Raw genomic sequence first — 24,916 nt, forward strand, 5'->3', positions numbered from 1 at the left:
CTGTTATGTTCAGGGTACGCCGCGGGGCGGTATTCGTCGCCTCATGGTCGTCGAATACCGCCCCGTGACCCCTGCGCGGGGTTAGATGATGTAGTTGTTCACGTTGGAGTGGTCGCCCAGCGCGTGGAAGTTGCGCGAGTGGTAGACCAGCGGGGTGCCTTCGCAGTCGTTGCGGATGAACTCTTCAACCTGTGCGGTGAAGACGAGTGCGGGGCCTGCCTCAACGCGGCTGAGCGGGGTTGCGCGCAGTACGCGGCGCACGCCGTGGACGAGGGGCTCGCCGGTGTGGACGAATTCCCAGGTGCTGGGGTCCTCAAAGCGGGGGTAGTCGTGGGTCGCGAAGTTCTTAGCGATGGTGACATTCTCAGCGTCGAGCATGTGCACGAGGAAGGAGGATGCAGCCGCGATCTTTGCTGCGGAGCCGCTGTTTGCCTTGAGGGAGAAGGCGATGATGGGCGGTTCTGCGGCGACGGAGGTCAGCGAGGAGGCGGTGAAGCCTGCGGGGTCGCCGTTTTCGTCGGTTGCGGTGATGATGGCGACGCCGGCGGGCTGGTGTCCGAAGGCGAGCTTGAACTGCTCGGAGGTGTCGGCGATGGGTGCCTGTGCTGCAATGGTTTCGGTCATGATCGACCCTTTCTTCTGCGGCTGCGTTTGAGGGTTCGTCCAGATGTGTATGCGTTGGGCGACCCTTTAGTTAAGGGGAGATATGTTTCAGGGTAAAGCTAATGGGTGCTGAACACCTTATTTATTGCCCTATGTTTCTTAGGTGCACCTTTCATGACGTAGGGCGCGAAATATTACGTCATATTCTTCGCCGTTTGGGGGCTTCCGGGAGGTGTTCCACTGGGTGCCCCGTGAAAGGTTCGGAACGCTTGGTTTTGGGTGCTGTCCCTCTCTCTTCCGCGGGGTTTCGCGGGGGTGAAGAGGGCTCTAAGGTATCCTTGCTTGGTACGCGAAAGCGCGCCGACCCCTGTCTTTGAGGGGTTTTCGGGTGCGTGAACTGTGGGGAGAAGAGGGTTAATGAGCTGGTTGGCAACTATTCCGCTGCTACTTTTTGCGGTCGTGTTGGCTTTTGGCCCCGGCTATGCAATGGGCTGGGCGCTGCGTGTTCCCGCACGTCTGCGCGTTTTTTATGCGCCGCTGCTGTCCTTCGCTTTGGTGGCTGTTTCCGCGATTGTGCTGGGTAAGACCGGTATTCCGTGGAGCCTGATTTCTTTCGTGCCGGTTGCCGCTGTGCTGGTGGCCGCCGCCGCGGGTGTGATGCACCTGGTGGGCCGCCGCTGGCCCTCCGCCCTACCCGACGCCTCCAGCGAGGCCGCAGAGAACTGGGCGGGTAATACCGTGCCCCTCGCCTGGCCCGTGATCGGCGCGGTGCTGGGTGGTTTCTTGACCCTGCACGCAACCCAGCATATGGTCTTTGGGCCCGAGGCGTTCTCGCAGACCCTCGATAACTCATTCCATATGAACGCGATTCGCTGGATTCAGGAGCACGGTGACGCCTCCAGCCTGACTCTGGGTGCAATTGCCGCCGCGAATCAAGAACCTACTTTTTATCCTGCCGGCTGGCACGACTTCGTGTACCTGATTTACAGCACGACCGGCACGAGCATTGCTACGGCAACCATCGTCATGATTCTGCTGGCGGCGGGCATTATCTGGCCCTGCTCCCTGATTGCTATGTGCTTGAGCATTCCTCATCTGCGCCCCCTGCAGGCGCTCGCCATTCCGGCTCTGACCTGCGGTTTCTTTGCGTTCCCCGGTCTGCTGCTGTTCTGGGGTGTGCTGTTCCCGAACCTTCTGGGGTACGCCCTGCTGCCCGCGTTCGTGGCGCTACTGCTACACATGATTCAGCTCATGGCGCGCCGTGAGTACTCCTTCGTGCTGTCCCTGTCGCTGACGATTCTGGTGGGCCTGGGCGGTTTGGCTCTGGTGCATCCGAACGCGGTGGTTTCTGCCGCAGTGTTTGCTGTGCCCATGCTTCTGGGTGGCGTGGTGCAGGTGCTGCGCACCCGTGGCGCGTCCACCCGTGAGCGTCTGGTGGGTACCGGCGTTCTGGTCGCTCTCATCGCCGGATGCGTCACCATCTGGCTGGCGCTGCGTCCGAGCGAGGAAGCCAGCGACCTGTGGACCGCCATCATGAGCGAGGGCGAGGCGGTCTACCAGTTCCTGTTCCTGGGCCTGGAGAACGCGAACCCACTGGGTGGTAATTTTGCGCCCGCATATCTGCTGGGCTTCTTGGCGCTGTGGGGTGTTGGCTACCTGCTGTACAAGCGCCGTAACCTGTGGCTGATTGGTAGCTGGATGCTGGTCGGCTACATGTGGATTGTTGCGGCTTCGGTGCCGCGTGGCGACTTCCGCCTGTTGATGGTGGCTCCCTGGTACACCGACCACTTCCGCCTGGCGGCTCTGGTGGTGTTCCCTGCAGTGCTGCTCGCTGGTATCGGCCTGGGCGGCGCCGTGGAGGGCATCTTCGTGCGCATCATGCACGCTATTCCGCGTGAGAAGCGTGCGAAGGTTGCCCCGGCAATGATGGGTGTCTCCATGGTGCTGGTGCTCGCGGTTGCGGGCCTGTCCTCGCGTACTCCCGCAATGCATGACGCAACTCTGCAAGTGGCGGATAGGTACAAGGTGACCCCGACCTCCGACATCCTGAACCAGGATGAGATGAACGTCATTAACGAAATCCCGAAGATCGTGCCCAAGGGCGACACCATCGTCAATAACCCCTGGGACGGTAGCGCCTACATTTATGCGCTAGCTGACCGCCACTTGACTAGCTACCACTTCGAGTTCCAGACCTCGCCGAAGTACGCGGCAATCCTGAATGATTTGAAGGATGCCCGCACGAACCCGGAAGTCTGCCGCGAAGTGAACGAATACAAGGCTCACTGGTATGTTCACCTGGAGAACCAGGGCAATTTCGGTCCTGCTCAGCAGAAGAACTATGACGGCATGGTGGCTGCTATTGATACGGATGTTCTGACCCCCGTGTACTCCTCGGGTCCGATGACTCTGTACCGTATTAGCGCCTGCGATAACTAGAAGGTACGCGAGCACCCCTCATAAAGCGTATGTATCTCAGAGAATAAGTGGTGCAGTCTACAATCTGTCGCCAAATCTGAGATGCCGCGGAACCACTGATATGATGAAAGCCGGTATGTCCCTAGGGCATGCCGGCTTTCGCACGCACGGTAAGACACAATCGTTAGGAGGGGTAACTGCCCTATGGGTTCTCCCACATCGTCCCTTACCCCCCGCACGTTCCCTCGTACGCTGGTGATTATGCCCGCCTGGAACGAGGAAGAAGCGCTACCCGGCACTATTACTGAGCTACAGGAGACGGTACCTTTCGTGGACCTGGTGGTGGTCAATGACGGCTCCACCGACAACACCTCCGCCGTGGCTCGTGAGGCGGGCGCGTTTGTGATTGACCTGCCCTACAACATGGGTGTGGGTGCCGCCATGCGCACCGGCTACAAGTACGCGCAGCGCATGGGCTACGACTACGCCATGCAGGTGGATTCGGACGGCCAGCACCACCCCGAGAGCATCCCCTCGCTCATTGAGGCGGTGCAGGATTACGATATCGTGATTGGTTCCCGCTTTGCCGATGGTGCGGCGGACTATGATGTGTCCGGTCCGCGCAAGTGGGCGATGAGCCTGTTGTCGTTCCTGTTTACTCGCGCGGCGGGAACCCCGTTCACGGACGTGACCAGCGGTTTTAAGATTGCGAACCGTCGCGGTATCGACTTCTACTGCCGTAACCTGCCCGCCGAATACCTGGGCGACACGATTGACATCACCGCCATGGCAATTAGCAATGGTTTGAAGGTGCGTCAGGTGCCGGTGCATATGCGTGAGCGTCAGGGAGGTACTCCCTCCTCCGGTCCGCTGAAGTCTGCCATCTATCTGGTTCGTTCACTGTTTGCCTACGGCATTTCGGTGAGCCGCCGCCCCGAGGAGAAGTAGCCGTGAGCGCCAGTGTTTTCTTCTTGATCCTTGCCATTCTGGTCTGTACTTTTGTGGTGATTCAGGTACGTCACCAGCGCATGAAGGAGCGCTACGCCGCCCTGTGGCTGATTATTGGTGCCATCATCATTGTGTTGGGTGCTTTCCCGACTCTTCTCAATGGTGTGGCGGACTTCGTGGGCGTAGCCCTGCCGGTGAACCTGCTGTTCCTGCTGTCGATTCTGCTGCTGATGGGTGTGAGTATTCACCTGACCCTGGAGCTGTCGCGCCTGTCGGAGAAGACCCGCATCCTGGCTGAGGAAGTCGCCATTTTGAAGGCGCTTCAGGAGCAGCCGGAGGGCGCCGCCGGTGCGAAGAAACGCAACCAGCAGGATTCTTAAAGCTTTACTGTCGAGACTTTCCATTTTTGTGAGTTGGAGTAATACCCCATGACCGTTGATATTCTGTTCCCCTACTACGGCGACGTCGCCATGATGAAGCAGGCTGTGCTGTCTGTGGTCGGTCAGACCAACCCGGACTGGCGCCTGATCGTGGTGGATGACGGCTACCCGGACGACTCGATTCCCGGCTGGTTCGAGTCCCTGAAGGACGAACGCATCACCTACATGCGCAACGAAACCAACCTGGGTGCGAACGCGAACTACCGCAAGTGCCTGACCTTCGTGGAGAACGAGCTGGTCACCGTCATGGGTGCTGACGACGTCATGCTCCCCAACTACGTGCAGTGGCTCGTGGACGCGGCGGCTAAGCACCCCGAGGCGTCCATCTTCCAGCCTGGCGTGGTTGTGATTGATGAGAACAACGGCCTGTCGAACACCCTGGTGGAGCAGACTAAGGCGTTCTACCGTCCCAAGGGTGAGGCTGTTCTGCATGGCGAGGAGCTGGCCACCTCCCTGCTGCGTGGCGCGTGGTTCTACTTCCCGTCCCTGGGCTGGCGTAAGGACGCTATCGTGGGTACCGGTTTCCGCGAGGGCCTGAACGTTATCCAGGATATGGCGCTGATTCTCGACATTACGATGCGCGGCGGCTCCCTGTACTACGATCCGCAGGTTGCGTTCATGTACCGCCGTCACGGTGGTTCCGACTCGTCATGGCGCGCCCTGGAGGGTACCCGCTTCGAGGAGGAGCGCCGCTACTACAACACCATGGTTGAAGAGATGACTGCCCTGGGCTGGAAGAAGGCTGCTCGCGTGGCTCGTATTCGTTTCTCCTCGCGTGCTCACGCGCTGACTCTGCTGCCGAAGGCGGCTCTGGCGAAGAAGTGGCAGGGTGTTAAGAACCTTGCCGAGCACGTCGTAAAGTAAAGATTTCAATCTAATAGGTGCGACCAGTAGAGAACGGAGATAGCGTGGAATCATCGGCAGAGTCCCAGCCGAAGAAAATGACTCGTGGTCATTCGATGGCAATTTTGGGATCGTCCGGTTTAGCTGCACTATCTTCTCTAGGAATTACCGTTGTTGTGAAACGGTTTCTGGAGGGCGAAAGCCTGACGGAGTTCCTTCTCTTCTGGTCGCTCCTTTTTGCCCTCTACGGCGTGGTGGTAGGTATCCAGCAGGAAGCTACCCGCGCCGTGGGCACTGCACGCCGCGATGGTAAAACTGGGGCACGTATTGCCCCTGTGGGCGCTCTGGTGGGTCTTATTGTGGGCGGTCTGACCTTAGTGACGAGCCCTCTGTGGGCTCCTGCTCAGATTCCCTTGAGCGGGTTTAGTGGTGTGCTTCTTCTGAGTGTCGGTGTGGCCCTTTACGCCATGCATATGACTCTCTATGGTGCGTCTGCTGGTCAGGAAAGCTGGTACCTCTTCGCGAGCGTATCGGGGTTTGACGCTATTTGGCGCATTGTGGCTATCTGTGCGGTTGGTCTGGTCTCTGCGCATCTCGTCGGTCTTGAAGCCGCAGCGGTTTCTCCGGTACTTCTGTGGTTGCTAATGGTGCTTCTGCTTCCGGAGGCGCGGCGAGTTTTTGGCTCTCGTGCGGATGTTTCATCGGGTCGTCTGCTGTATAACTACACACTGTCGATGGGGTCGTCGACTGCTAACGCGGTTCTTATGATGGGCTTGCCGCTTCTGCTGAACGCGAGCATTGATTCGAATGACTCGCTACAGCAGGTTATTTTGGCGGTTCTGATTCTCGCGATTTCGATTACGCGCTCGCCGATTATGATTCCTCTGCAGGCTTTTCAGGGTGTTGCGGTGTCTGCTTTCTTGAAGCAGCAGAACCATCCGTTGCGTGCTTTTGCGAAGCCTGCTGGTGCACTGTTGGGTGTGGGTCTTGTGGGCGCTGCAGCGGCTTATGTGCTGGGACCGTGGCTGTTTGGTCTGCTTTATCCGCCGAAGCCTTCAGAAGTTGAAGCGTACGCTCAAGTGGTGACTTCTCCGGTGCTTGCGCTTCTGGTGTTTGCTTCTGCCTTCTTGGCGCTTCTGGTGTTGTCGGGGTCGCTGGTGATTGCGTTGAATATGCACCGGTCGTATGTGGCTGGTTGGGTGCTGGCGGCTGTAGTTGCTTGTGTTGTGGCGGTGTCGCCGTTGCCTCTTCTGACTCGCACTCTTCTTGCCCTGTATACGGGTCCGGTGCTTGGCCTGCTAGTGCATTTGGGTGCGATGGTGTGGCAGGCGCGTTCTGTGTCGAATAGCGGCAACGCTGAGCTGGAGAATATTTAATAAATAAATGATGAGGGGTTGAGCAGACGAATAGTTATGCTCAGCCACTCATTTTTTATTGCTCATGAACTGACTGGGGCTGGAGCTGGAGGTGTCCGTCCGCTATTACTACTTCAAATCTTGGGAACTTAGGTAACCCTATGGAAAACGCGCGGTGTGCTCCCTACACTGGAAGGGCACATTGACAGACCGCGCGGGCCGCCCACACAGCCGCCCCGCCCCTCCCAACGGGTACACCACCGAAGGAGCCACCCATGAGCCGACGCACCGACGCGCCCGCCCGATCACCACGACGAGCCGCCCTCGCCAGCTGGATAGGTTCCGCCCTCGAATACTACGACTTCGCCGTCTACGGCACCGCCGCCGCAATCGTGCTCAACCGCATCTTCTTCCCCGAAGACACCGCCGCCATCGGCATCCTCAAGTCCATGGTCGTTGTGGGCGTCGCCTACGTTGTACGTCCCTTCGGTGCCATGATCGTTGGGCCCCTCGGTGACCGTTACGGCCGCCGATTCGTCCTCATGCTCACCCTCTTCCTGATGGGTGCCGCAACCTTTGCGATTGGCTGTCTGCCGACCTATAGCCAGGCGGGTATTATCGCGCCGATTCTGCTGGTTGCCTGCCGTATGCTTCAGGGCCTCTCCGCCGCCGGTGAGCAGGCAAGCTCCATCTCCATCTCCCTGGAGCATGCCCACGAACACCAGCGTGCCTTCACGACCAGCTGGACCCTGCAGGGCACCCAGTTCGGCTCGCTGCTGGCGACCGCCGTGTTCATTCCCTTCGCCGCCCTGCCGGATGAGCAGCTGCTCACCTGGGGCTGGCGCGTACCCTTCTGGCTCTCCGCATTCGTGGTGGTCACCGCCTGGCTAATTCGCCGTACTCTCTCCGAGCCGCCCGCCTACCTGCAGCGTGAGAAGCTCACCGAGTCCCCGCTCGTGCTGGTCTTCAAGCACCACAAGCGTGCCGTGCTCACCATCGCCGTGTGCGCTATGGTCAACACCGTGAACATGGTCTTCACGACCTTCGCACTGTCTTTCGCTACGAAGGGTTACGGGCTGGACCGCAGCACCATGCTGCTGGTGCCGGTCGCCTCGAACACTCTCGGTCTGATTGCTATTCCGCTCGCCGCCATGCTCGCCGATAAGATTGGCCGCAAGCCCGTGTTCATTACCGGTGCGGTGGCTTCCTCCCTGGTGATGTTCCCGTACCTCGGCGCGATTACCGAGGGTAACTGGGTGGGTATCTTCGCCTACGGCGTGCTCATGCACGGTGCGCTCTACTCCATGGCGAACGGCGTGTGGCCCTCCTTCTACGCGGAGATGTTCCCGACCCGCGTGCGCGTGACCGGTCTGGCGCTGGGCACCCAGATTGGCTTCGCGATTTCTGGAGGCGTTGCCCCCGCTGTGGCGACCAGCCTCGCCGGTGCCGACCTGCATAACGCGGTGCTGCCCGCCGTGTTCACGGTTGCCATGTGCGTGCTCATAGCATTAGGTGCTTTGACGGCTCGCGAGGGATACAAGAAGACTCTGGCTGAGCTGGATGCATAGCCCGCACAATATATTCCGTATATAGAATAAATGCAGGTGGGGCTGGATAGTTGGCTATCCAGCCCCACCTGCGTGTTTAACCTTCTAAACCCCCTGCTGTGCTGCAATCAGTGCCTCAAAATGCTTCGCCATACGTTCGGCGTTCGGTTCCAGTCCGGTGAAGAGGCGGAACGCATCCACCGCCTGACCGACCGCCATGTAGCCACCCGTCAGCACCTCGCAACCGGCGGCACGCGCCGCGCGCACCAGCTGCGTCTCCTGCGGCAGGTAGATGACGTCCGCAACCCACAGGCCCTCGCGCAGCACTCCGGCATCCAGTGCTGACTTGCTCAACGGCATACCCGGATGCACGTGCATACCCACCGGGGTTGCGTTCACCAAACCCTGAGCCTCCAGTAGAGCTTCAATGAGGCGCTTGTCGTCGGTTAGCACCTCGATTCGGGTCTGCGGGAAGAGTCCGCCCAGCTGCTCCGCCAGCCCCTGCGCCTTCGCCGCGTCACGCTCGAAGAGGCTCAGGCGGCGCACCCCCAGACGGCACAGCGCGTACGCCGTGGCGCTACCGGCACCGCCGGCACCCAGCTGCACCACGTGCTCCAGGCGCGCCGGATCCTCAGCCACCTGCGGCAGGCCACGCTTCAGTCCCGCGATGAACCCGGAATAGTCCGTGTTGTCACCGTAGAAGGTGCCGTCCTCGCGAATCACCACGCAGTTCACCGCGCCCAGGGCGCGCGCCGCATCCGAAAGTTCGTGCAGGTGCTCCATGACGGACTGCTTGCACGGGTGCGTGATGTTGAAAGCGTTAAAGCCGAGCAGTGCCGCCGCATCCAGAAGCGCCGGGGCGGAGGCGCCATCCAGGTTCAGGGCGTCCAGGTCGACGGGGCGGTACAGGTAGCGCACGCCGTGCGCGTCCGCCTCTGCCTCGTGCATGGGAGGGGTCAGGGAAGAGGTGATGCCGTCACCAATGAGGCCCACCAGGAAGGATTCAGTACGCAAACTCATAGTTTCACTGTACGTGTCCGCCTCGTAAGATGCACCTACTTTCTTGAACCCGTACCAAATGCGCGCTGGAGTTGGGAAGAAGATAAAAATAATTTCTACGCCCACAAGAGCGATATGTCTGACAGAAACATCTCAAAGGTATAAGCTTGGTATAAGTACTCGCGCGCCGCATGGCGCACATGAGACCACACAGACACCGTCACAGTGAAGTGATACCGATATTCGGAGGATAGATTGTCAATGACTGACAAGGCTATGGCACACTTCGCTGGCGCCGATGCATGGGTCGAGCAGTATTTCCTGAACAGCCCCGAAGATGAGCGTGAAGAGTTCACCCCGGCAGAGTTAGAGGATTTGGCTCGCACCCACCGTGCGCTGGCTCAAATCCGTATGCCCAAGACCCCTGTCGTTGCCGCACGCAACGATGCATATAACACCACCCTGTACGTCGCGACTGACGACATGCCGCACATTGTCAGCTCCCTGACCGCATGCCTCGCCGCGCACTTTGGTGGTTTTGTCACCATTCTTCACCCCACTTTTCTTGCCGAACGCGGCCCGGACGGTAACCTCCTGAGCCTGCGTGGTACCGGGATGCGCGGCAACCTTGCCAGCGGCGATACCGCCACTCTTGGCGTGCCCTCCCTCAAGCTCAGCGATAACGCCCCCGAAGGCACCACGGTCGCTATTGAGTCCTGGATTGCGGTCCGCCTGACCCGCTACCTCACCGAGGAAGATCAGCGCCGCTGCGAGAAGGAAGTTGAGCGCGTCCTCGCTGACGTTCGCGCCTGCCACACCGACCTGGATGCTATGGTCACCCGCGTTTTCGACCTGGCGCAGTCCATGTACGACCTGCGCGGCGCAACCCTGGGCCACGGCGAAGAGTCCTACGCTGCCCACCCGCGCGGTGTGGAGCCCGCCTCCCGCGTGGAGGTGGCACAGGACTTCCTGCGCTGGCTCACCCGCGGCAACTTCGTGTTCATGGGTGTGAAGGAGCGCGTGCTGGACGGCACCTCCGGCACTATTTCCCTGGTGGACCGCCCCGGTTCGGCGCTCGGTATTCTGCGCACCACGGAGGGTAAGAGCCGCATCCCGCTTTCGGGTGAGACCCTGGAGCGCGCTCTGTTCCCGCGCCCGCTGTACATTACGAAGGCGAATTCCCGCTCCACCGTCGCACGCAACGACTACCTGGACTACATTGGCGTGCGCCGCTTCGACCTGAATGGCCGCGTGATTGGCGAGTACGTCATCCTGGGTCTGTTCACCCGCCAGGCGTACGCGCTGCCCGCCGTTGAGACTCCGCTAGTGCGTGAGCGTATCGCGATGGTGCGCCGCCGCCTCGGCTACCACCCCGGTTCTTACTCCGACAAGGCGCTTCTGGGTGCCCTGGAGGATTACCCCCGCCTGGAACTGCTGCAAGCTTCCGCCAATGAGCTGACCGAGACCTTCGGCGGCATCATGGGTCTGGAGGAGCGCCGCAAGACCCGCCTGTTCCTGCGTGCCGACCGGTTTAACCGGTTCATTACCGCTGTGGTGTACCTGCCTCGGGACCGCTACAACACGAACGTGTGCTCCCGCATTCAGCAGGTGTTCCGACAGGAATTTGATTTGAGTGCCATCGACCATGAGGTGTACCTGTCCTCCTCATCGTTGGCGCGTCTATTCTTCCGCATTCGGCTCACCAACCCCAACGATGTGCCGAAGACGGATCATCAAGCTCTCGAAAAGCGACTGCAAGAAGCCGCCCGCTCCTGGGTGGAAGCAACCGCAGCTGCTATTGAGGCATGGAAACCCGGAGCGGAAGGCCGTCGACTCGCATCAGCCTGGGCAGATGCGACTAGTGCAGCCTACCGAGCCGATTACACAGTAGAACAAGCAATCGAGGATATCGTGATTCTTGAATCTCTCTCGGGCCAGAAGCCCGCCGCAATCAAGGTTGAAGCCGGCGAAGCCAACACTACCCGACTGAAGACCTACCTGTCCGCACCTCACACCCTCACCGAGCTTCTGCCGGTTATGCAGAATATGGGCCTGGTCGTTGTGGATCAGAAGCCCTACGAGTTCAAGCCTGAGGACGGCGAAGACTACGGCTACCTCTACGACTTCGGAGTTGAATTCCCCGAGGGCGTGGACGCAAACGCTGTGGCTTCCCTCTACGAGGATGCCCTGAACGCATACCTGCTCGGTGAGCGCGAGTCCGATACCCTGGACCGCCTGATCCTGGCTGAGGGCCTGACCTGGCAGGAAGTACGCCTGTTCCGTGCCCTGAACCACTACCTGATTCAGCTGGGCCTGGGCTACACCCCGTCCTTCATGTCGAACACCCTGCTCGCAAACCCGACCATCACCAAGCACCTGGTCGAGTTCTTCGAGGTCAGCTTCGACCCGAACAACGGTCTCAACGATGAGCAGCGCAACGCGCGCCGTGAGGAAATCGAAGCAGCACTGGTTGAGGAACTGAACCAGATCCCCACCCTGGACGCTGACCGCTACCTGCGCTCCCTCGGCAAGGTTGTTCGCGCAATCCTGCGCACCAACGCATACCTGGCTGACCGTCCCGCACTCGCATTCAAGGTGGCACCGCAGGAGATTGACTTCGCACCCCTGCCCCGCCCCAAGTTCGAGATTTTCGTCTACTCCCCGCGCGTTGAGGGTGTTCACCTGCGCTTCGGTAGCGTCGCACGTGGTGGCCTGCGCTGGTCCGACCGCCGTGACGACTTCCGCACCGAGGTTCTGGGCCTGGTCAAGGCACAGATGGTGAAGAACGCTGTCATTATCCCCACCGGTGCGAAGGGTGGCTTCTACCCCAAGCAGCTGCCCGACCCCGCAGTGGACCGCGACGCATGGATCACCGAGGGCCGCGAGTCCTACAAGGTCTTCATCGGCTCCCTGCTGGACGTCACCGACAACCTCGCAGTTGGCACCGACGGCACCGAGACCGTCGTTCGCCCCGAGGGTGTTGTCGCACGCGACGCTGACGACTACTACCTGGTGGTTGCAGCGGATAAGGGCACCGCAGCATTCTCTGACACCGCAAACGCAATCAGCCTGGAGCGCGGCTTCTGGCTGGGTGACGCGTTCGCATCCGGCGGCTCCGTCGGCTACGACCACAAGGCAATGGGCATCACCGCACGCGGTGCATGGGAGTCCGTCAAGCGTCACTTCGCTGAGCTCGGCCACGACGCTCAGACCGAAGAGTTCACCGCAGTCGGCATCGGCGACATGTCCGGTGACGTGTTCGGTAACGGTCTGCTCCGCTCCAAGGCAACCCGCCTGGTTGCAGCATTCGACCACCGCGACATCTTCCTGGACCCGAACCCGGATGCTGCTGTCTCCTTCGATGAGCGTCAGCGCCTGTACGACCTGCCCCGTTCCTCCTGGCAGGATTACAACCGCGACCTGATTTCCGCCGGTGGTGGCGTGTACTCTCGCGGTCTGAAGTCCATCGAGATCACCCCCGAGGTGCGCGAGGTTCTGGGCCTGGACGAGTCCGTCACCGAGCTGGCACCGACCGAGCTGATTTCCGCAATCCTGAAGGCACCGGTCGACCTGATTTACAACGGCGGTATCGGTACCTACGTGAAGGCCTCCACCGAGACCAACGCACAGGTTGGCGACAAGGCTAACGACGCACTGCGCGTCAACGGTAAGGACCTGCGCGCCAAGATTGTTGGCGAGGGCGGTAACCTCGGCTTCACCCAGCTGGGCCGTATCGAGGCTGCGCTCAACGGCGTCATCCTCAACACCGACGCAATCGACAACTCCGCAGGTGTGGAAACCAGTGACCGCGAGGTCAACATCAAGATCCTGGTGGACCGCCTCGTGGCACGCGGCGAACTGCCCGTTGAAGAGCGCGCCTCCTTCATCGAGTCCCTGCAGGACGAGGTTGGCGGCAAGGTCCTCGAGACCAACGTCGAGCAGAACGTCCTGCTGCAGGGCGAGTTCCACGGTTCCTTCCTGGGCACCAACCTGTACAAGCGCCTCATGCACGACCTGGAAGAGCACGCCGGCCTGAACCGTGCCGTCGAGTTCCTGCCCACCGACGAGGAGCTGGACGAGCGCCTGGAGACCACCGGCGACCGTCTGACCCGCCCCGAGCTGTCCGTCCTGGCTGCGTACGTGAAGATTTACCTCACCCACGCACTGGAGCAGACCGACTTCGCGGACGACCCCTACCTGGAAGGCGTTCTGCGCAGCTACTTCCCGGCAGCACTGGTCGAGCGCTTCGGTCAGCACCTGGACTCGCACCCGCTGCGTAAGGAAATCATCTGCACCCGCGTCGCTAACGAGCTGGTGAACATCGGCGGTATCACCTTCGCATACCGCGTGATGGAGGAGTTCAACGTCGGTATTGATTCCGTCGCACGCGCCTTCATCGTCGCTCGTGAGCTCTTCGAGCTGGGCACCGCAGCTAAGCTGCACCGCGAACTGCCCCCGAAGACCCCGCTGGATGCATGGTTCACCGTCCTGCGCGACGGCCAGCGCGTTCTGGATCGTGCGGTCCGCTGGTTCATCACCGAGCGCGGTGTGGTGGCTGGTACCACCATCTCCGAGCTACTCGAGAACTTCGGCTCCGTCGTCGAGATGCGCCACAACCTGCCCGAGTACCTCTCCGGCACCTCCCGCGCTCGCGTCCGTGCAAAGCGCGACGCAGGCGAGGCATGGGGCCTGCCCGAGGAGCTCATCGTCATCTGGATCCGCGGCTTCGAGGGCTACGCCCTGCTGGACGTTATCCGTTCGGCACGCGACCACGACTTCGAGGCAGCTTCGCTGGCACCGGTCTACTTCGCAACCTACGACCGCTTCAAGGTGGACGAGCTGCTCGGCCTCATCTCCGACCTGCCCCGCAGCGACCGCTGGGAGATCCTGGCACGTCAGGCAATGCGCGGCAGCCTCTACGAGACCGCAGCGGAGCTGGCACTGTCCGTGGCTGAGGGCGCGAAGGGCGACTTCTCCACCGTGGACGGTGCACAGCAGGCGCTGGCTACCTGGATTGAAGAGCACCCGACCCGCGTCGGCAACATCGACCGCATCCTGAAGGAGATTGGCGAGGCCGCTCTCGACGCATCCGGTCACCCGCGCTTGGCTGTAGTGTCCGTGGCACTGCGTACTCTCTCGAGCGCATCCTAATCAGCTAAGACCCGTTAGGGTCGCCGCTTAGAGCATCCCGGTTCCCTCCCGGTTGGGGAGGGGCCGGGATGCTTTTGCGCAGGAGCATGTTGGGTGGGGACACTCTGCATAGTGACACTCTGCGTAGGGATACTCTGGGTGGAGACGCCCCCAAAGGTTATTGCACAATGTGTATATTGCTCAGAATGTCACACTCACTAGGCGTTTTGTGTTTCGGCATGATGCACATTGTGGGGGTGTGTCCTAAATCCCTTCAAATATCAAGTAGAGGGTTAAGGAAACCAAAGGTTTTAGTTGATATATGCCGTATATTGATTCTCGGCGGCATCAGCGCAAGCCATTGGGACCCGGTACTTCACGGCACGACAAGTATTCCCTCTGGCACGTCACACGGTGCTGGTAAAACACACTGCCCCTAATCTTTACAATTATCGACTGAAAGTCTGCAAGATTGTCTACCAACCACGGTACTGAGGAAAAAAGCAACAACGCATGGCGCCTCCTCATTAACTTTCTGCTTTACGTCTCTCCGGTCGCACTGCTGACCACCATCTTCCCCATCGTCACTCCGACGATTAACCGGTACAACCTCGATGGTGTACCCCTGATTCAGGTGATCCTGGCAGCGTCCATTACCGTTCCTTGGCTCAGCCAGGCAGCCTGCCTGCCCCTTTACCGTGCTATCCAGATGGAGCACAAGAAGATTGCGGACGCCCGCGAAGGCCTGCGTATTCACGCTGAAACCCTTGAGCACCAGCTCAAGCGCGCCGAAGCACGCGCCGTACGCGCACGCATGTCCGAGCCGCAGTTCCAGGACATTACCGACCTGACCGCGTTCACCCGCAACTGGCTCTACCTCTTCTTCATGACCATGCCGCTGGTGTTGCTCTTCGCAATTCCGGTCGCCCTCGTCCTTCACTGGAGCCCGACTGCATTCGGTGCGTTCTTCGTCCTGGGCGTTCTTAACATTGCATTCGCGCAGCTGCTGGTCATTCCGAACCTCGCGAAGAACCGCATCATCTGGTTCATCGCGTGGCTCGGCTACTCTCTCGCCCTGCTCTGCTACCCCGTCATCTGGTTCCTGCCGCCGCTGGTTGGTTCGATCATCCTGCTGGTGAGCCTCGGCAAGGACCTGGTACACCTGCTGCACTTCGCACGCATCCCGCTCAAGGACATTGCACTCGATGCCCTGCGCGGCTTCTTCACCGGCTCCATCATCTGGGCCGATAAGTACATGCTCTTCCTGGTCACCGGCGGCGAAATCAACGTCGTGGCAATCTACCTGAGCCTGATCCCCTGCGTTATCGCCTACAACTACTTCTTCGTGGTGGAGGCAGACCGCGTCAACGCAAGCATCCAGCACCTGTGGACCATCTTCGACCGCCTGCCCTACAAGGGTGTTCAGGAGGAGTCCTCCAAGGCTCTGCGCGCCTCCAACCACGCTATCCGCAACTCCCTGCTGATTTACATCGCCAGCGCTATTGTCACCGGCATCCTGATGTTCATCTTCCTGCCGCAGTCCTACCCGCTGGCGCTCTCCGGGCTGGTCGTGGCGTTCCTCTTCGTTGCAGTGGCACTGCTGATCTACCAGATCGAGTACATGACCATGTACGTCACCGTGCAGCTGCTCTCCGCAGCCCACCTGGTGCTGCTCTTCATCTCCTTCATGATCCTGCCCAACGAGACCGGCTACCTGCCCATCATCGTGGGCGAGGCAGTACTCGCCTTCGCCTGCTACCGCGTCTACCGTCAGGCGTGGGCAGCCCCCGAGTACTCCCTCTTCTGGCGTCGAGCCCTCGCCTGGTAAGAAACGCACGGTCCGCGAAAGATACATACGACAATGACTGAACAGATGTACCGAAACCACTACGCGCCGCTGCAGCTTCCGGCTCCCGGCCCCCACTACAGCGACCCCGAATACCCGGACGTTGACGTCGCCATCATCATGGAATCCACCTACCCCTACCTCAAGGGTGGTGTGTCCGCGGTGGTGCACGATATCGTCTGCGAAAACCCGGATTTGACCTACGGCATCATTCACATCGCCTGGGATAAGAACTCCCCCCACGAAGACCTCTACGGCATGCCCGAGAACGTCAAGTGGGTCAAGGTGCTGTACCTGAGCCTGGAAGTCAACCGCGAGGCCTTCGCGGAAGCCTGCGACCCTTCCGCACTGCGCATGAGCTTTGCGGAGCGTCAGGCGCTCACTCAGCGCCTCATGGACGGCTTCAGCGCCCTCATCGCCGGCGACGTGAACCCCCTCTGGAAGCTCTACGACGAGGGCATCAACCCTGCAACCCGCAGCTACAACCTCTTCGGCCTCTTCGGAACCCGCGAGTTCATGCAGGCTATTGCGGGCCTGGGCTTCTTCTCCGAGGTGCCCTTCGGTGAGCTCTTCTGGAAGGTGCGCGACTTCGTCTCCATCCTCTTCGCAATCCTGCACGAGCGGATGCCGCACGCCCGCGTCTACCACGCCCACACCACCGGCTACGCGTCACTCATCGCCGCAGCTGCCGCACGTGACCACGGCACCAGCTTCCTGCTGACCGAGCACAACCTCTACATTCGCGACACCGTGAACACCAAGCTCGAACGCAACATGGCGAAGCCTGTCACCACCGACTACGCCTTCCTCAACGAGGAGCGCGAGCACCCCGGCCTGGGCCCGGTCACCCTCGACGAGCGTGCCTGGTGCGTCTGGTTCGTGGAAATGGGTCGCTTCTGCTACCCGAGCGCCGACATGGCAACCTACCTGTACCCCAAGGCGCTGGAAGAGGCACGCGGTATCGGTGCGCCCATCGACCAGATGAACGAGGGCGAGAAGGACCGCGCAATCATCCTGCCCAACGGTATGCTCATCGAGTCCGTGGCGGAAGCCTACTACGCCCGTCAGGCGGCACGTGCCCGCATCCTCGCTGAGGGTCGCGGCCACGTGTGGCGCTTCGTGTTCATCGCCCGCGTGGTGCCCATTAAGGGCCTGACCGACCTGATTCGCTCCCTCGCGGTGCTGCGCGATCAGGGCCTGGTGAACTTCCACCTGGACGTGCTCGGCCCCAAGGACCACCTGCCCGAGTACTACGAGCTGTGCCTGCGCACCATCGAAGAGCTCGACATGGGCGAGTACATCACCTTCCACGGCACCGTGAACGTGCGTGCGATGCTCGACCGCTTCGACCTGCTGCTCATGCCCAGCTACAATGAGGGTCAGCCGATTGTGGCGCTCGAGGCGATGGCTGCGTCCATCCCGCTGGTCAGCACCGACGTGGGCGGTATGTCCCAGCTCATCGACGATGTGCTGGTCGCCCCCGACGGCCACGAAATCGGTAACTGCGGTATCTTGACCATCCCCGGTGATATTCACGGCTTCGCGGCGGCGCTGCGCACCCTCATGGAGGAACCCAGCATCTACGAACGCTACTGTGTGAACGCCTACGACCGTATTGTCAGCTTCTTCCAGCTGCGACTGGTCATGGACCGCTACAACACGATTTACCGCGAGCTGGGCAAGTTGCCCCCTCGCGCCCCCGAATTCGACCCGGAGTACGATGGCGAATAAACTCAACCGCTTGGGCGGACCCGGCAAGTTTGGTGCCTGGGTCCGCTACGGCGGCAAGCCCATTACCCAGCAGCAGCTCGATTTTGCGGTCAAGAACTACTCTGTCGCAATCCTGCAGCCCTGGGAACTGGACGCAGCACGCTACCTGAAGAAGCGTGCACCTCAAATGGTGGTACTGGCGTATAAGTGCCTGTCTTCCACCCGCTCCTATGAGCCCGGCCCGATTTATTCCTCGGGTGTGTCTTACCCGCTGGCGCAGTCCATGGCGAACTCCGGTAAGGATTTCTTTGCCCACCGCCTCAACGGTGACCGCATCGAGTGGAAGGGCTACTCCAAGCACTTCCAGATGCAGGTGTGGAACGCCGACTACCGCTGGCACTGGGTGGACGCTGTGGTGCGCGAAATGCGCGACTCACCCTTCGACGGGGTCATGGCGGATAACGACGTGGAGAACGACTACTACGGTCTGGACCTGCCCATCCAGGGCGTGGAGTCCATGACGAAGATCCGTGAGCACCTGGATTTTCTGGTTGCTTACGCCGGTATTGAGCTGAATAAGATCGGCAAGATTCTGGTGCCCAATATTGCTGAAGCGCGTCTGCGCTGGGGCAAGTGGGAGCGTCACAGCGCCTACGGTGGCGGCTTTGAGGAGGTGTGGCTCGGCTGGGGTCCGAACGACTACCTGTCTTCGCCGTATGCCGTGATGCAGGGTCGTGAGATTGCGAACGGCTCGGCGGGCGACGTGAACCTGGGTGCTACTTTTGCGGGTCTGGGTGGCCGTAGCGCCGCCTCGCAGAAGAAGGTGACGATTCTGCGTACCCCGCTCAGCAACCGCAAGGCTGCTATTACCGGTACGGATGAGAACTTCCTGTACGGCTTGGCGGGCTTCTGGGTGTTTGGTGGAGGCGCCTTCACCGGCATCAGCGCAACCCACCACGACGCCTACGACGAGATCCCGCACGCCCCGGAGCTTTCCTATGACCTGGGGGATCCGGTCGGCGGCATTATTGCTCAGAAGACCGCTCAGACTCGTGCCTTTACGCGCGGCTGGGCTGCCCTGAACACCGGCTCGAAGGATGTGATCGTGAAGGTCCCGTCCGGCTTGGTGGATGCGGCAAACCGCCCGGTGCCCTCGAGCTTCACGCTACGGGCGCATCAGGGTGTGGTGTACCGCCGCAAGGCGTAAATCGCCGCTTGCACAGTACCGCCTGTGAGCGTACTGCTAGCGCATATAACCTCATAAACAAACCCACCGGCAATATAGCCAAATGGCTATATGTACCGGTGGGTTCGTTATATGTGTGTCAGATGAGCTGGGGTGACCTACTTAGCGGGGTAGGAGGGCACGTCGTAGCCGCCCATACGCTCCAGAACGCGAATCACCTGGCAGGAGTAACCGAACTCGTTGTCGTACCAGACGTAGACAATTGCGGAGTCATCGGTCACCACGGTAGCCAGCGAGTCCACAACACCCGCGGTGCGGGAGCCCACGAAGTCGGTGGAAACGGCCTCGGGGGAATCCGAGTAGCCCACCTGGCGGCGCAGAGCACCGTCAATGGACTCGCGGCGGAACAGCTCGTTCAGTTCCTCAGCGGAACCTGCGGGCTTGGTCAGCTTCACGTTCAGGATTGCCATGGAGACATCCGGGGTGGGAACGCGGATAGCGTTACCGGTCAGCTTGCCCTCCAGCTGCGGCAGAGCCTTCGAAACAGCCTTAGCAGCACCGGTCTCGGTAATGACCATGTTCAGCACAGCGGAACGGCCGCGGCGGTCACCCTTGTGGAAGTTATCGATCAGGTTCTGATCGTTGGTGAACGCGTGAACGGTCTCAACGTGGCCGCGCTCCACACCGTATGCGTCATCCAGAACCTTCAGCGCCGGAGTGATTGCGTTGGTGGTGCAGGATGCTGCGGAGAGGATCTTGTCCTCATCGGTGATGACGTTGTCGTTCACGCCGAACACGATGTTCTTCATGTCGCCCTTACCGGGAGCGGTCAGCAGAACACGAGAAATACCGGGGCGGTTCAGGTGCTGCTCCAGGCCCGGAACGTCGCGCCAGCGGCCGGTGTTGTCCACCAGCAGGGCGTCGTTGATGCCGTACTCGGTGTAGTCGACAGTGGTCGGGTCCGAAGAGTAGATGAAGCGAACCGGAACACCGTTAGCGATGATGGTGCTGTTCTCTTCGTCGACCTCAATAACGCCCTTGAAGGGGCCATGGACCGAGTCGCGCTCCAGCAGGGACGCACGCTTGACCAGGTCCTTATCGCCGTTCTTACGCACCACAACAGCGCGCAGGTTCAGGCCAGAACCCAGCGGCGAGGAGGAACGCTCCAGCAGAATACGAGCCAGCAGGCGACCAATACGACCGAAGCCGTACAGCACAACGTCCTGCTCCTTCGGCTGGTCACCCTGGTGGTTCACGGAGGAACCCAGCTGCTCGGGTAGCCACATGGACAGCTCGGGGGAGCCAGCATCGTGGTGTGCCTTGTGCAGAGCAGCAATGTTAATCGAGCACGCGCCCAGGTTCAGCTCAGTCAGAGCACGAACCAGCTCGAGGGAATGCGCGGGGTTCAGGGGCGCACCATCAATGTGGGATACGAAATCGTGCAGCTTCAGCAGCTCAATGACAGACTTGTTGACCAGGCTGCGGCCGTGAATGCTCAGCACCACGCCGTTCTCGCGGTGCAGCTTACCAATGAGGGGGATCAGCTCCTCTGCGGTAGCCTCACGGTTAACCCAGGTAGCGGTTGCAGTCGTCACGTATGACCTTCTTCCTAACTTCGTCGTTGGAGGGTAGGCGCGACGATGCTGTCGCGTCAATACCGTGCCGGGCGTTAAGACCCGGCGTCGGTTTAAGTCTAACCCGTGTGAACCCCTCCAGACCCTCAAAATTAGCGATATTGAGGCTAAAAGTCAGAAGAGACCGAAGGCAGTTTGTGAACCCACACGGCAAGCCAACACAAGCCCTCAGAAGGGAAAGCAAAACCACTTTAAATACCCACAAAAACACACGCCACGAGGGCACAAACATGAGTAGAATTGAAACCATGTTGACTGTAATCGGTGAAGCACTCGTAGACGTCGTCCACCAGCACGACGGAGAAACCCGCGCCTACCCCGGCGGATCGCCCATGAACGTAGCCGTCGGCGCACGCCGCCTCGGCCACCCCACCAACTTCGTCGGCCACTACGGCCCCGACGCTTACGGCAAGAGCATTGATGCGCACCTGGAAGCATCCCAGGTGACCCTGCCCTTCGAGCACAGTGCTGAACGCACCTCTGTCGCCCAGGCAACCATCGGTGCCGACGGTGCAGCAGAGTACGAATTCGACATCACCTGGTCCCTCGACTCCGTCGCCGAGAAGCTCACCGAACTGGCACGCACCTCCGATGCAGTGCACACCGGCTCCATCGCCGCAATGCTCGAACCCGGCGCGCACGTGGTCGCAGCCGCCTTCGAAGCCGCCCGCGACAACGCCTTGGTCAGCTACGACCCGAACTGCCGCCCCACCCTCATCCACAACGTTGACGAGGGCCGCGCATGGGCTGAAAAGTTCGTCTCCCTCTCCACCGTCGTGAAGGCATCCGACGAGGACCTGCAGTGGCTCTACCCCGACCGCTCCCTCGACGACACCGCCCGCGCATGGCTCGACCTCGGCGCAGAGCTGATGGTCATCACCCGCGGTGAAGACGGCCCCATCGCCTTCACCAAGAAGTACCCCGAGGGCATCAGCCAGCCCGCACACCGCGTAGAGGTTGCAGACACCGTCGGTGCCGGTGACTCCCTCATGGCGGCACTTATCGCGGGCCTGCTCGACCGCGGCATTGCCGGCCCCGAGGCACGCGCTAAGGTTGCCGCACTGACCGCCGAAGACATCGCCGACCTGCTGCGCTTCTCCGCAACCGCAGCCGGCATCACCGTCTCCCGCGCGGGCGCTAACCCGCCCACCCGCGAAGAACTCGACGCCGTACTCAACGGCTAAAAAATTCACGCCTCGCCGGCGGATAGCTCACTCTGTCCGCCGGCGTCGCCATATCCACCGCACCCCACCGACGAGGAGCACCATGACCAACATCGGCACCGCGCCCCTGCCCCGCGAACCCTACGCGGGCATGCCCGCCCTGCCCGAATTTACCCTGACCTCCACCGACATTCAGGACGGCGGCACCGCCCCCGAATGGATGCGCTCCGCACTCTTCGGCATTGCCGGTGGTCAGGACCGCTCCCCGCAGCTGTCCTGGAGCGGATTCCCCGAAGGCACCAAGTCCTTCGTGCTGACCTGCTTCGACCCGGATGCGCCGGTCCCCAGCGGCTTCTGGCACTGGACCGTCTCCAACATTCCCGCCAGTGTGACCAGCATCGACACCGGTGCGGATGCACCCGCCGGCGCCCTGACGCACCGCAACGACGCCGGCGTGGCGGGCTTCCTGGGTGCCGCCCCTCCGGCTGGTCACGGCCCGCACCGCTACATCTTCTGCGTCACCGCCGTAGACGTGGAGAAGCTCGACATTGACGAGAACGCCACCCTCGCCGTCGTGAACTTCAACCTGCTCGGTCACGGCCTGGGCCGCGCGTTCCTGACCGTCACCTACGCGGAACCGGCAGCCTAGCGCGTAGCCCTAACCAGCACCGACACACCCCATCACCGAAGGCAAACACTGCATGATTAAACTCATCGCCAGCGACCTGGACGGCACCCTCATCGGGCATGACTTCCGGTTCCGCCCGCGCACCCTGCGCGCCCTTGAGGCCGCACGAGCCGCCGGAATCGACATCGTCTTCGTCACCGGCCGCCCCAGCCGCTGGCTCACGCCCCTGCGCGAACAGACCGACTTCGACTCCTACGCCATCTGCTCCAACGGCGCCGTGGTGTACCACCTGGGTGCGAACGAGGTGGAAGAAGTCAACGGTGCAGACCCTGCGGTGATTGCCCGCGCCCACGAGCTGCTGGAGCCCATGTTCCCCGACGCCACCTACACCCTCGAAACCGTGGACACCGTCTACATTCAGGGCCCGCACGACGGTGGCGAGGTGCTTGAGGGTGCCCGCGTGGTGGAGGCGAAAATCGCCGAAGCACTCGAACGTATCGGCTCAACCCCGGTCATTAAGTACCTGATTCGTGTGCCCGGCATGGACCCCGATATTCTGCAGGCGCGCGTGCATCAGGCGGTCGGTTCGCTCGTGTCGGTGACCCGCGGCGTGGTCGGTGAGCCGCTGGTGGAGATGGGCTCTAAGACCGTGAACAAGGGCAGGATCCTGGAGAAGTTCGCGGCACGCCACGGCATTGAGGCGCACGAGGTCATGGCGTTTGGTGACATGCCGAACGACGCGGAAATGCTCTGCTGGGCGGGGGAGGGCTTCGCCATGGCATCGGGTCAGCCGGCGCTCATTGAGAAGGTGGGGCGCACCTGCCCGCCCTTCGACGAGGATGGCGTGGCGCAGACGATTGAGGCGATGCTCGCCGAACGGTCCTAGATGCCCTGGACAAGGTAGTCGTTTGTGCATAACACCCAGAAGACGCAAAAGCGGCCCGGATGGAAACCAATCCATCCGGGCCGCTTTTTCTACGCCCTACGCATCGGGAGAATCACTCCCAGCAAGCGGTAAGGAGCTTAGTGTCCCTCAGTGCTCTTCTCGGGGTCGAAGGGTTCCAGCGGGTCGCCAGCAGCCTTCGTGGACTTCGCGAGGAAGGTCATCAGGTGGAAAACGATTAGGGTTGCAGCGGTGCCCAGAGCAATACCCGCGAAGGACAGCTGATCGAAAGTCCAGGTGTAATCCGCAATACCCACAATCAGCGCCACAGCGGCGGTGGTCAGGTTGATCTGGTTCGAGAAATCAACACGGTTCTCGCTCCAAATACGAACACCGAGCATACCGATCATGCCGTACAGAACGGTTGCGGCACCACCCAGAACACCCGCCGGGACGGTCGCAATAGCGGCACCGAATGCGGGGAACATGGACAGGCCAATCGCGAAGATAGCCGCCACCCAGTACGCCGCGGTGGAGTACACCTTGGTCGCAGCCATCACGCCGATGTTCTCAGCGTAGGTGGTGGTACCCGAACCGCCGCCCATACCGGCGATGGTGGTTGCCAGGCCGTCCGCCATGAGGGCGCGGCCGGAGTAGTCGTCGAGGTTCTTGCCGCTCATCAGAGCAACAGACTTCACGTGGCCGATGTTCTCAGCCACGAGCACCAGAATCACGGGGATGAACAGGCCGGCGAGCTCCCAGTGGAACTCGGGGGTCTGGAACTGCGGCAGACCAATGATGCCCTGAGTCTCAACAGCCTTGTCAATCTTGGAGAAGTCCACCTCGCCGCGAATCACGGCGGTGATGTAGCCAATGCCCACACCCAGCAGGATGGACAGGCGGCCAATGATGCCCTTGAACAGTACCGAAATCAGGATGATGGAGCACAGGGTCACCAGCGCGGTCACCGGTGCCACCATGAAGTTGTCCTTAGCGCTGGGCGCCAGGTTGAAGCCAATGAGTGCCACAATCGAACCGGTAACGACCGGGGGCATGAGCTTGGTCAGCCAGCCGGTGCCAGCGAACTGAACGATCAGACCGACCAGGAACAGCGCCACACCCGCCATGACGATACCGCCGAGGGCACCCGCCGGGCCGTGCGAGCTCTTGGCAGCCGCGAGGGGCGCAATGAACGCGAAGGAAGAACCCAGGTAGGAGGGGACGCGGCCGCGGGTAATCAGCAGGAAGAGAATCGTGCCAAGACCCGAGAAGAACAGGGTGGTTGCCGGCGGGAAGCCGGTAATAATCGGCACGAGGAAGGTCGCGCCGAACATTGCGACCACGTGCTGCGCACCAATGCCGATAGTAATCGGCCATGCGAGGCGCTCGTTCGGGGCGACGAAGGAACCGGGCTTAATGCTGCGGCCGTCGCCGTGAATCGACCAGTCAAAGCCGAGAAGCTTAGAGATGCTCAAAGGGAGCTCCTGAGGTGAATGTGGTGGTGTATAAAATTCCACATCATTCTACGCGTATACAAGCGTGGGTCACAGCTAAACAGCTGTAAATATGAGCAGGGATACGTT

The 24,916-nt window shown here is 61.0% G+C and carries 17 protein-coding genes; 13 read left to right on the forward strand and 4 right to left on the reverse strand.

Features of this window, described 5'->3' with window-relative positions:
• Window positions 1–81 precede the first annotated feature (81 nt).
• Complete coding sequence (locus AB8E48_RS02500; protein WP_368885643.1) at window positions 82–624, reverse strand: flavin reductase family protein; 543 nt, start codon at window positions 622–624, stop codon at window positions 82–84.
• Between the two features lie 396 nt (window positions 625–1,020).
• Here AB8E48_RS02500 and AB8E48_RS02505 point away from each other — a divergent pair, with 396 nt between their 5' ends.
• The 6 genes from AB8E48_RS02505 to AB8E48_RS02530 all read left to right on the forward strand — a co-directional run bounded on the left by AB8E48_RS02505 (window position 1,021) and on the right by AB8E48_RS02530 (window position 8,175).
• The gene (locus AB8E48_RS02505) at window positions 1,021–3,042 is read left to right on the forward strand and encodes a DUF6541 family protein (RefSeq protein WP_368885644.1); all 2,022 of its coding nucleotides are present in this window, start codon (window positions 1,021–1,023) and stop codon (window positions 3,040–3,042) included.
• Between the two features lie 183 nt (window positions 3,043–3,225).
• A complete protein-coding gene (locus tag AB8E48_RS02510) occupies window positions 3,226–3,969 on the forward strand; it encodes a glycosyltransferase family 2 protein (RefSeq protein ID WP_070689886.1) in 744 nt (247 codons plus the stop codon).
• A 2-nt stretch (window positions 3,970–3,971) separates the two neighbouring features.
• Entirely contained in the window at window positions 3,972–4,349 is a 378-nt protein-coding gene (locus AB8E48_RS02515; protein WP_060824149.1) for a DUF2304 domain-containing protein, read from the forward strand.
• A 48-nt stretch (window positions 4,350–4,397) separates the two neighbouring features.
• Window positions 4,398–5,273: a glycosyltransferase family 2 protein gene (locus tag AB8E48_RS02520; protein WP_368885645.1), complete on the forward strand. Its 876-nt coding sequence runs from the start codon at window positions 4,398–4,400 to the stop codon at window positions 5,271–5,273.
• 155 nt (window positions 5,274–5,428) lie between these two features.
• Window positions 5,429–6,628, forward strand: coding sequence for a hypothetical protein (locus AB8E48_RS02525; RefSeq protein WP_368885646.1), 1,200 nt, complete (start codon window positions 5,429–5,431; stop codon window positions 6,626–6,628).
• A gap of 254 nt (window positions 6,629–6,882) precedes the next feature.
• A complete protein-coding gene (locus tag AB8E48_RS02530) occupies window positions 6,883–8,175 on the forward strand; it encodes an MFS transporter (RefSeq protein WP_368885647.1) in 1,293 nt (430 codons plus the stop codon).
• A gap of 84 nt (window positions 8,176–8,259) precedes the next feature.
• On the opposite strand, the gene AB8E48_RS02535 is transcribed toward AB8E48_RS02530, so the two are convergent.
• Window positions 8,260–9,174 carry a shikimate dehydrogenase gene (locus tag AB8E48_RS02535; RefSeq protein ID WP_368885648.1) on the reverse strand — a complete coding sequence of 305 codons (915 nt, stop codon included), beginning with the start codon at window positions 9,172–9,174 and terminating at the stop codon, window positions 8,260–8,262.
• A 240-nt stretch (window positions 9,175–9,414) separates the two neighbouring features.
• Between AB8E48_RS02535 and AB8E48_RS02540 the strand changes: the two genes are divergently transcribed.
• The 4 genes from AB8E48_RS02540 to AB8E48_RS02555 all read left to right on the forward strand — a co-directional run bounded on the left by AB8E48_RS02540 (window position 9,415) and on the right by AB8E48_RS02555 (window position 19,046).
• The gene (locus AB8E48_RS02540) at window positions 9,415–14,304 is read left to right on the forward strand and encodes an NAD-glutamate dehydrogenase (protein ID WP_368885649.1); all 4,890 of its coding nucleotides are present in this window, start codon (window positions 9,415–9,417) and stop codon (window positions 14,302–14,304) included.
• Window positions 14,305–14,755: 451 nt separating this feature from the next.
• Window positions 14,756–16,111, forward strand: a complete 1,356-nt coding sequence (locus tag AB8E48_RS02545) for a hypothetical protein (protein ID WP_368885650.1) — start codon at window positions 14,756–14,758, stop codon at window positions 16,109–16,111.
• A gap of 33 nt (window positions 16,112–16,144) precedes the next feature.
• Complete coding sequence (gene pelF, locus AB8E48_RS02550) at window positions 16,145–17,860, forward strand: GT4 family glycosyltransferase PelF (RefSeq protein WP_368885651.1); 1,716 nt, start codon at window positions 16,145–16,147, stop codon at window positions 17,858–17,860.
• Window positions 17,850–19,046: a putative glycoside hydrolase family 15 protein gene (locus AB8E48_RS02555; protein ID WP_368885652.1), complete on the forward strand. Its 1,197-nt coding sequence runs from the start codon at window positions 17,850–17,852 to the stop codon at window positions 19,044–19,046. The genes pelF and AB8E48_RS02555 overlap by 11 nt, the downstream gene beginning before the upstream one ends.
• Window positions 19,047–19,183: 137 nt before the next feature.
• On the opposite strand, the gene AB8E48_RS02560 is transcribed toward AB8E48_RS02555, so the two are convergent.
• On the reverse strand, window positions 19,184–20,620 hold the full coding sequence (locus AB8E48_RS02560; RefSeq protein WP_368885653.1) for a glyceraldehyde-3-phosphate dehydrogenase: 1,437 nt from the start codon (window positions 20,618–20,620) through the stop codon (window positions 19,184–19,186).
• A gap of 287 nt (window positions 20,621–20,907) precedes the next feature.
• On the opposite strand from AB8E48_RS02560, the gene AB8E48_RS02565 reads away from it, so the two are divergent.
• The 3 genes from AB8E48_RS02565 to AB8E48_RS02575 all read left to right on the forward strand — a co-directional run bounded on the left by AB8E48_RS02565 (window position 20,908) and on the right by AB8E48_RS02575 (window position 23,336).
• Window positions 20,908–21,843, forward strand: coding sequence for a carbohydrate kinase (locus tag AB8E48_RS02565; protein WP_368885654.1), 936 nt, complete (start codon window positions 20,908–20,910; stop codon window positions 21,841–21,843).
• An 82-nt stretch (window positions 21,844–21,925) separates the two neighbouring features.
• Window positions 21,926–22,471: a YbhB/YbcL family Raf kinase inhibitor-like protein gene (locus AB8E48_RS02570; RefSeq protein WP_368885655.1), complete on the forward strand. Its 546-nt coding sequence runs from the start codon at window positions 21,926–21,928 to the stop codon at window positions 22,469–22,471.
• A 52-nt stretch (window positions 22,472–22,523) separates the two neighbouring features.
• Window positions 22,524–23,336, forward strand: a complete 813-nt coding sequence (locus AB8E48_RS02575) for an HAD-IIB family hydrolase (protein ID WP_368885656.1) — start codon at window positions 22,524–22,526, stop codon at window positions 23,334–23,336.
• A 137-nt stretch (window positions 23,337–23,473) separates the two neighbouring features.
• On the opposite strand, the gene AB8E48_RS02580 is transcribed toward AB8E48_RS02575, so the two are convergent.
• Window positions 23,474–24,808, reverse strand: coding sequence for a uracil-xanthine permease family protein (locus tag AB8E48_RS02580; protein ID WP_368885657.1), 1,335 nt, complete (start codon window positions 24,806–24,808; stop codon window positions 23,474–23,476).
• Window positions 24,809–24,916 lie beyond the last annotated feature (108 nt).

The organism is Rothia mucilaginosa, assembly GCF_964211445.1.
Taxonomy (GTDB): domain Bacteria; phylum Actinomycetota; class Actinomycetes; order Actinomycetales; family Micrococcaceae; genus Rothia; species Rothia mucilaginosa_E.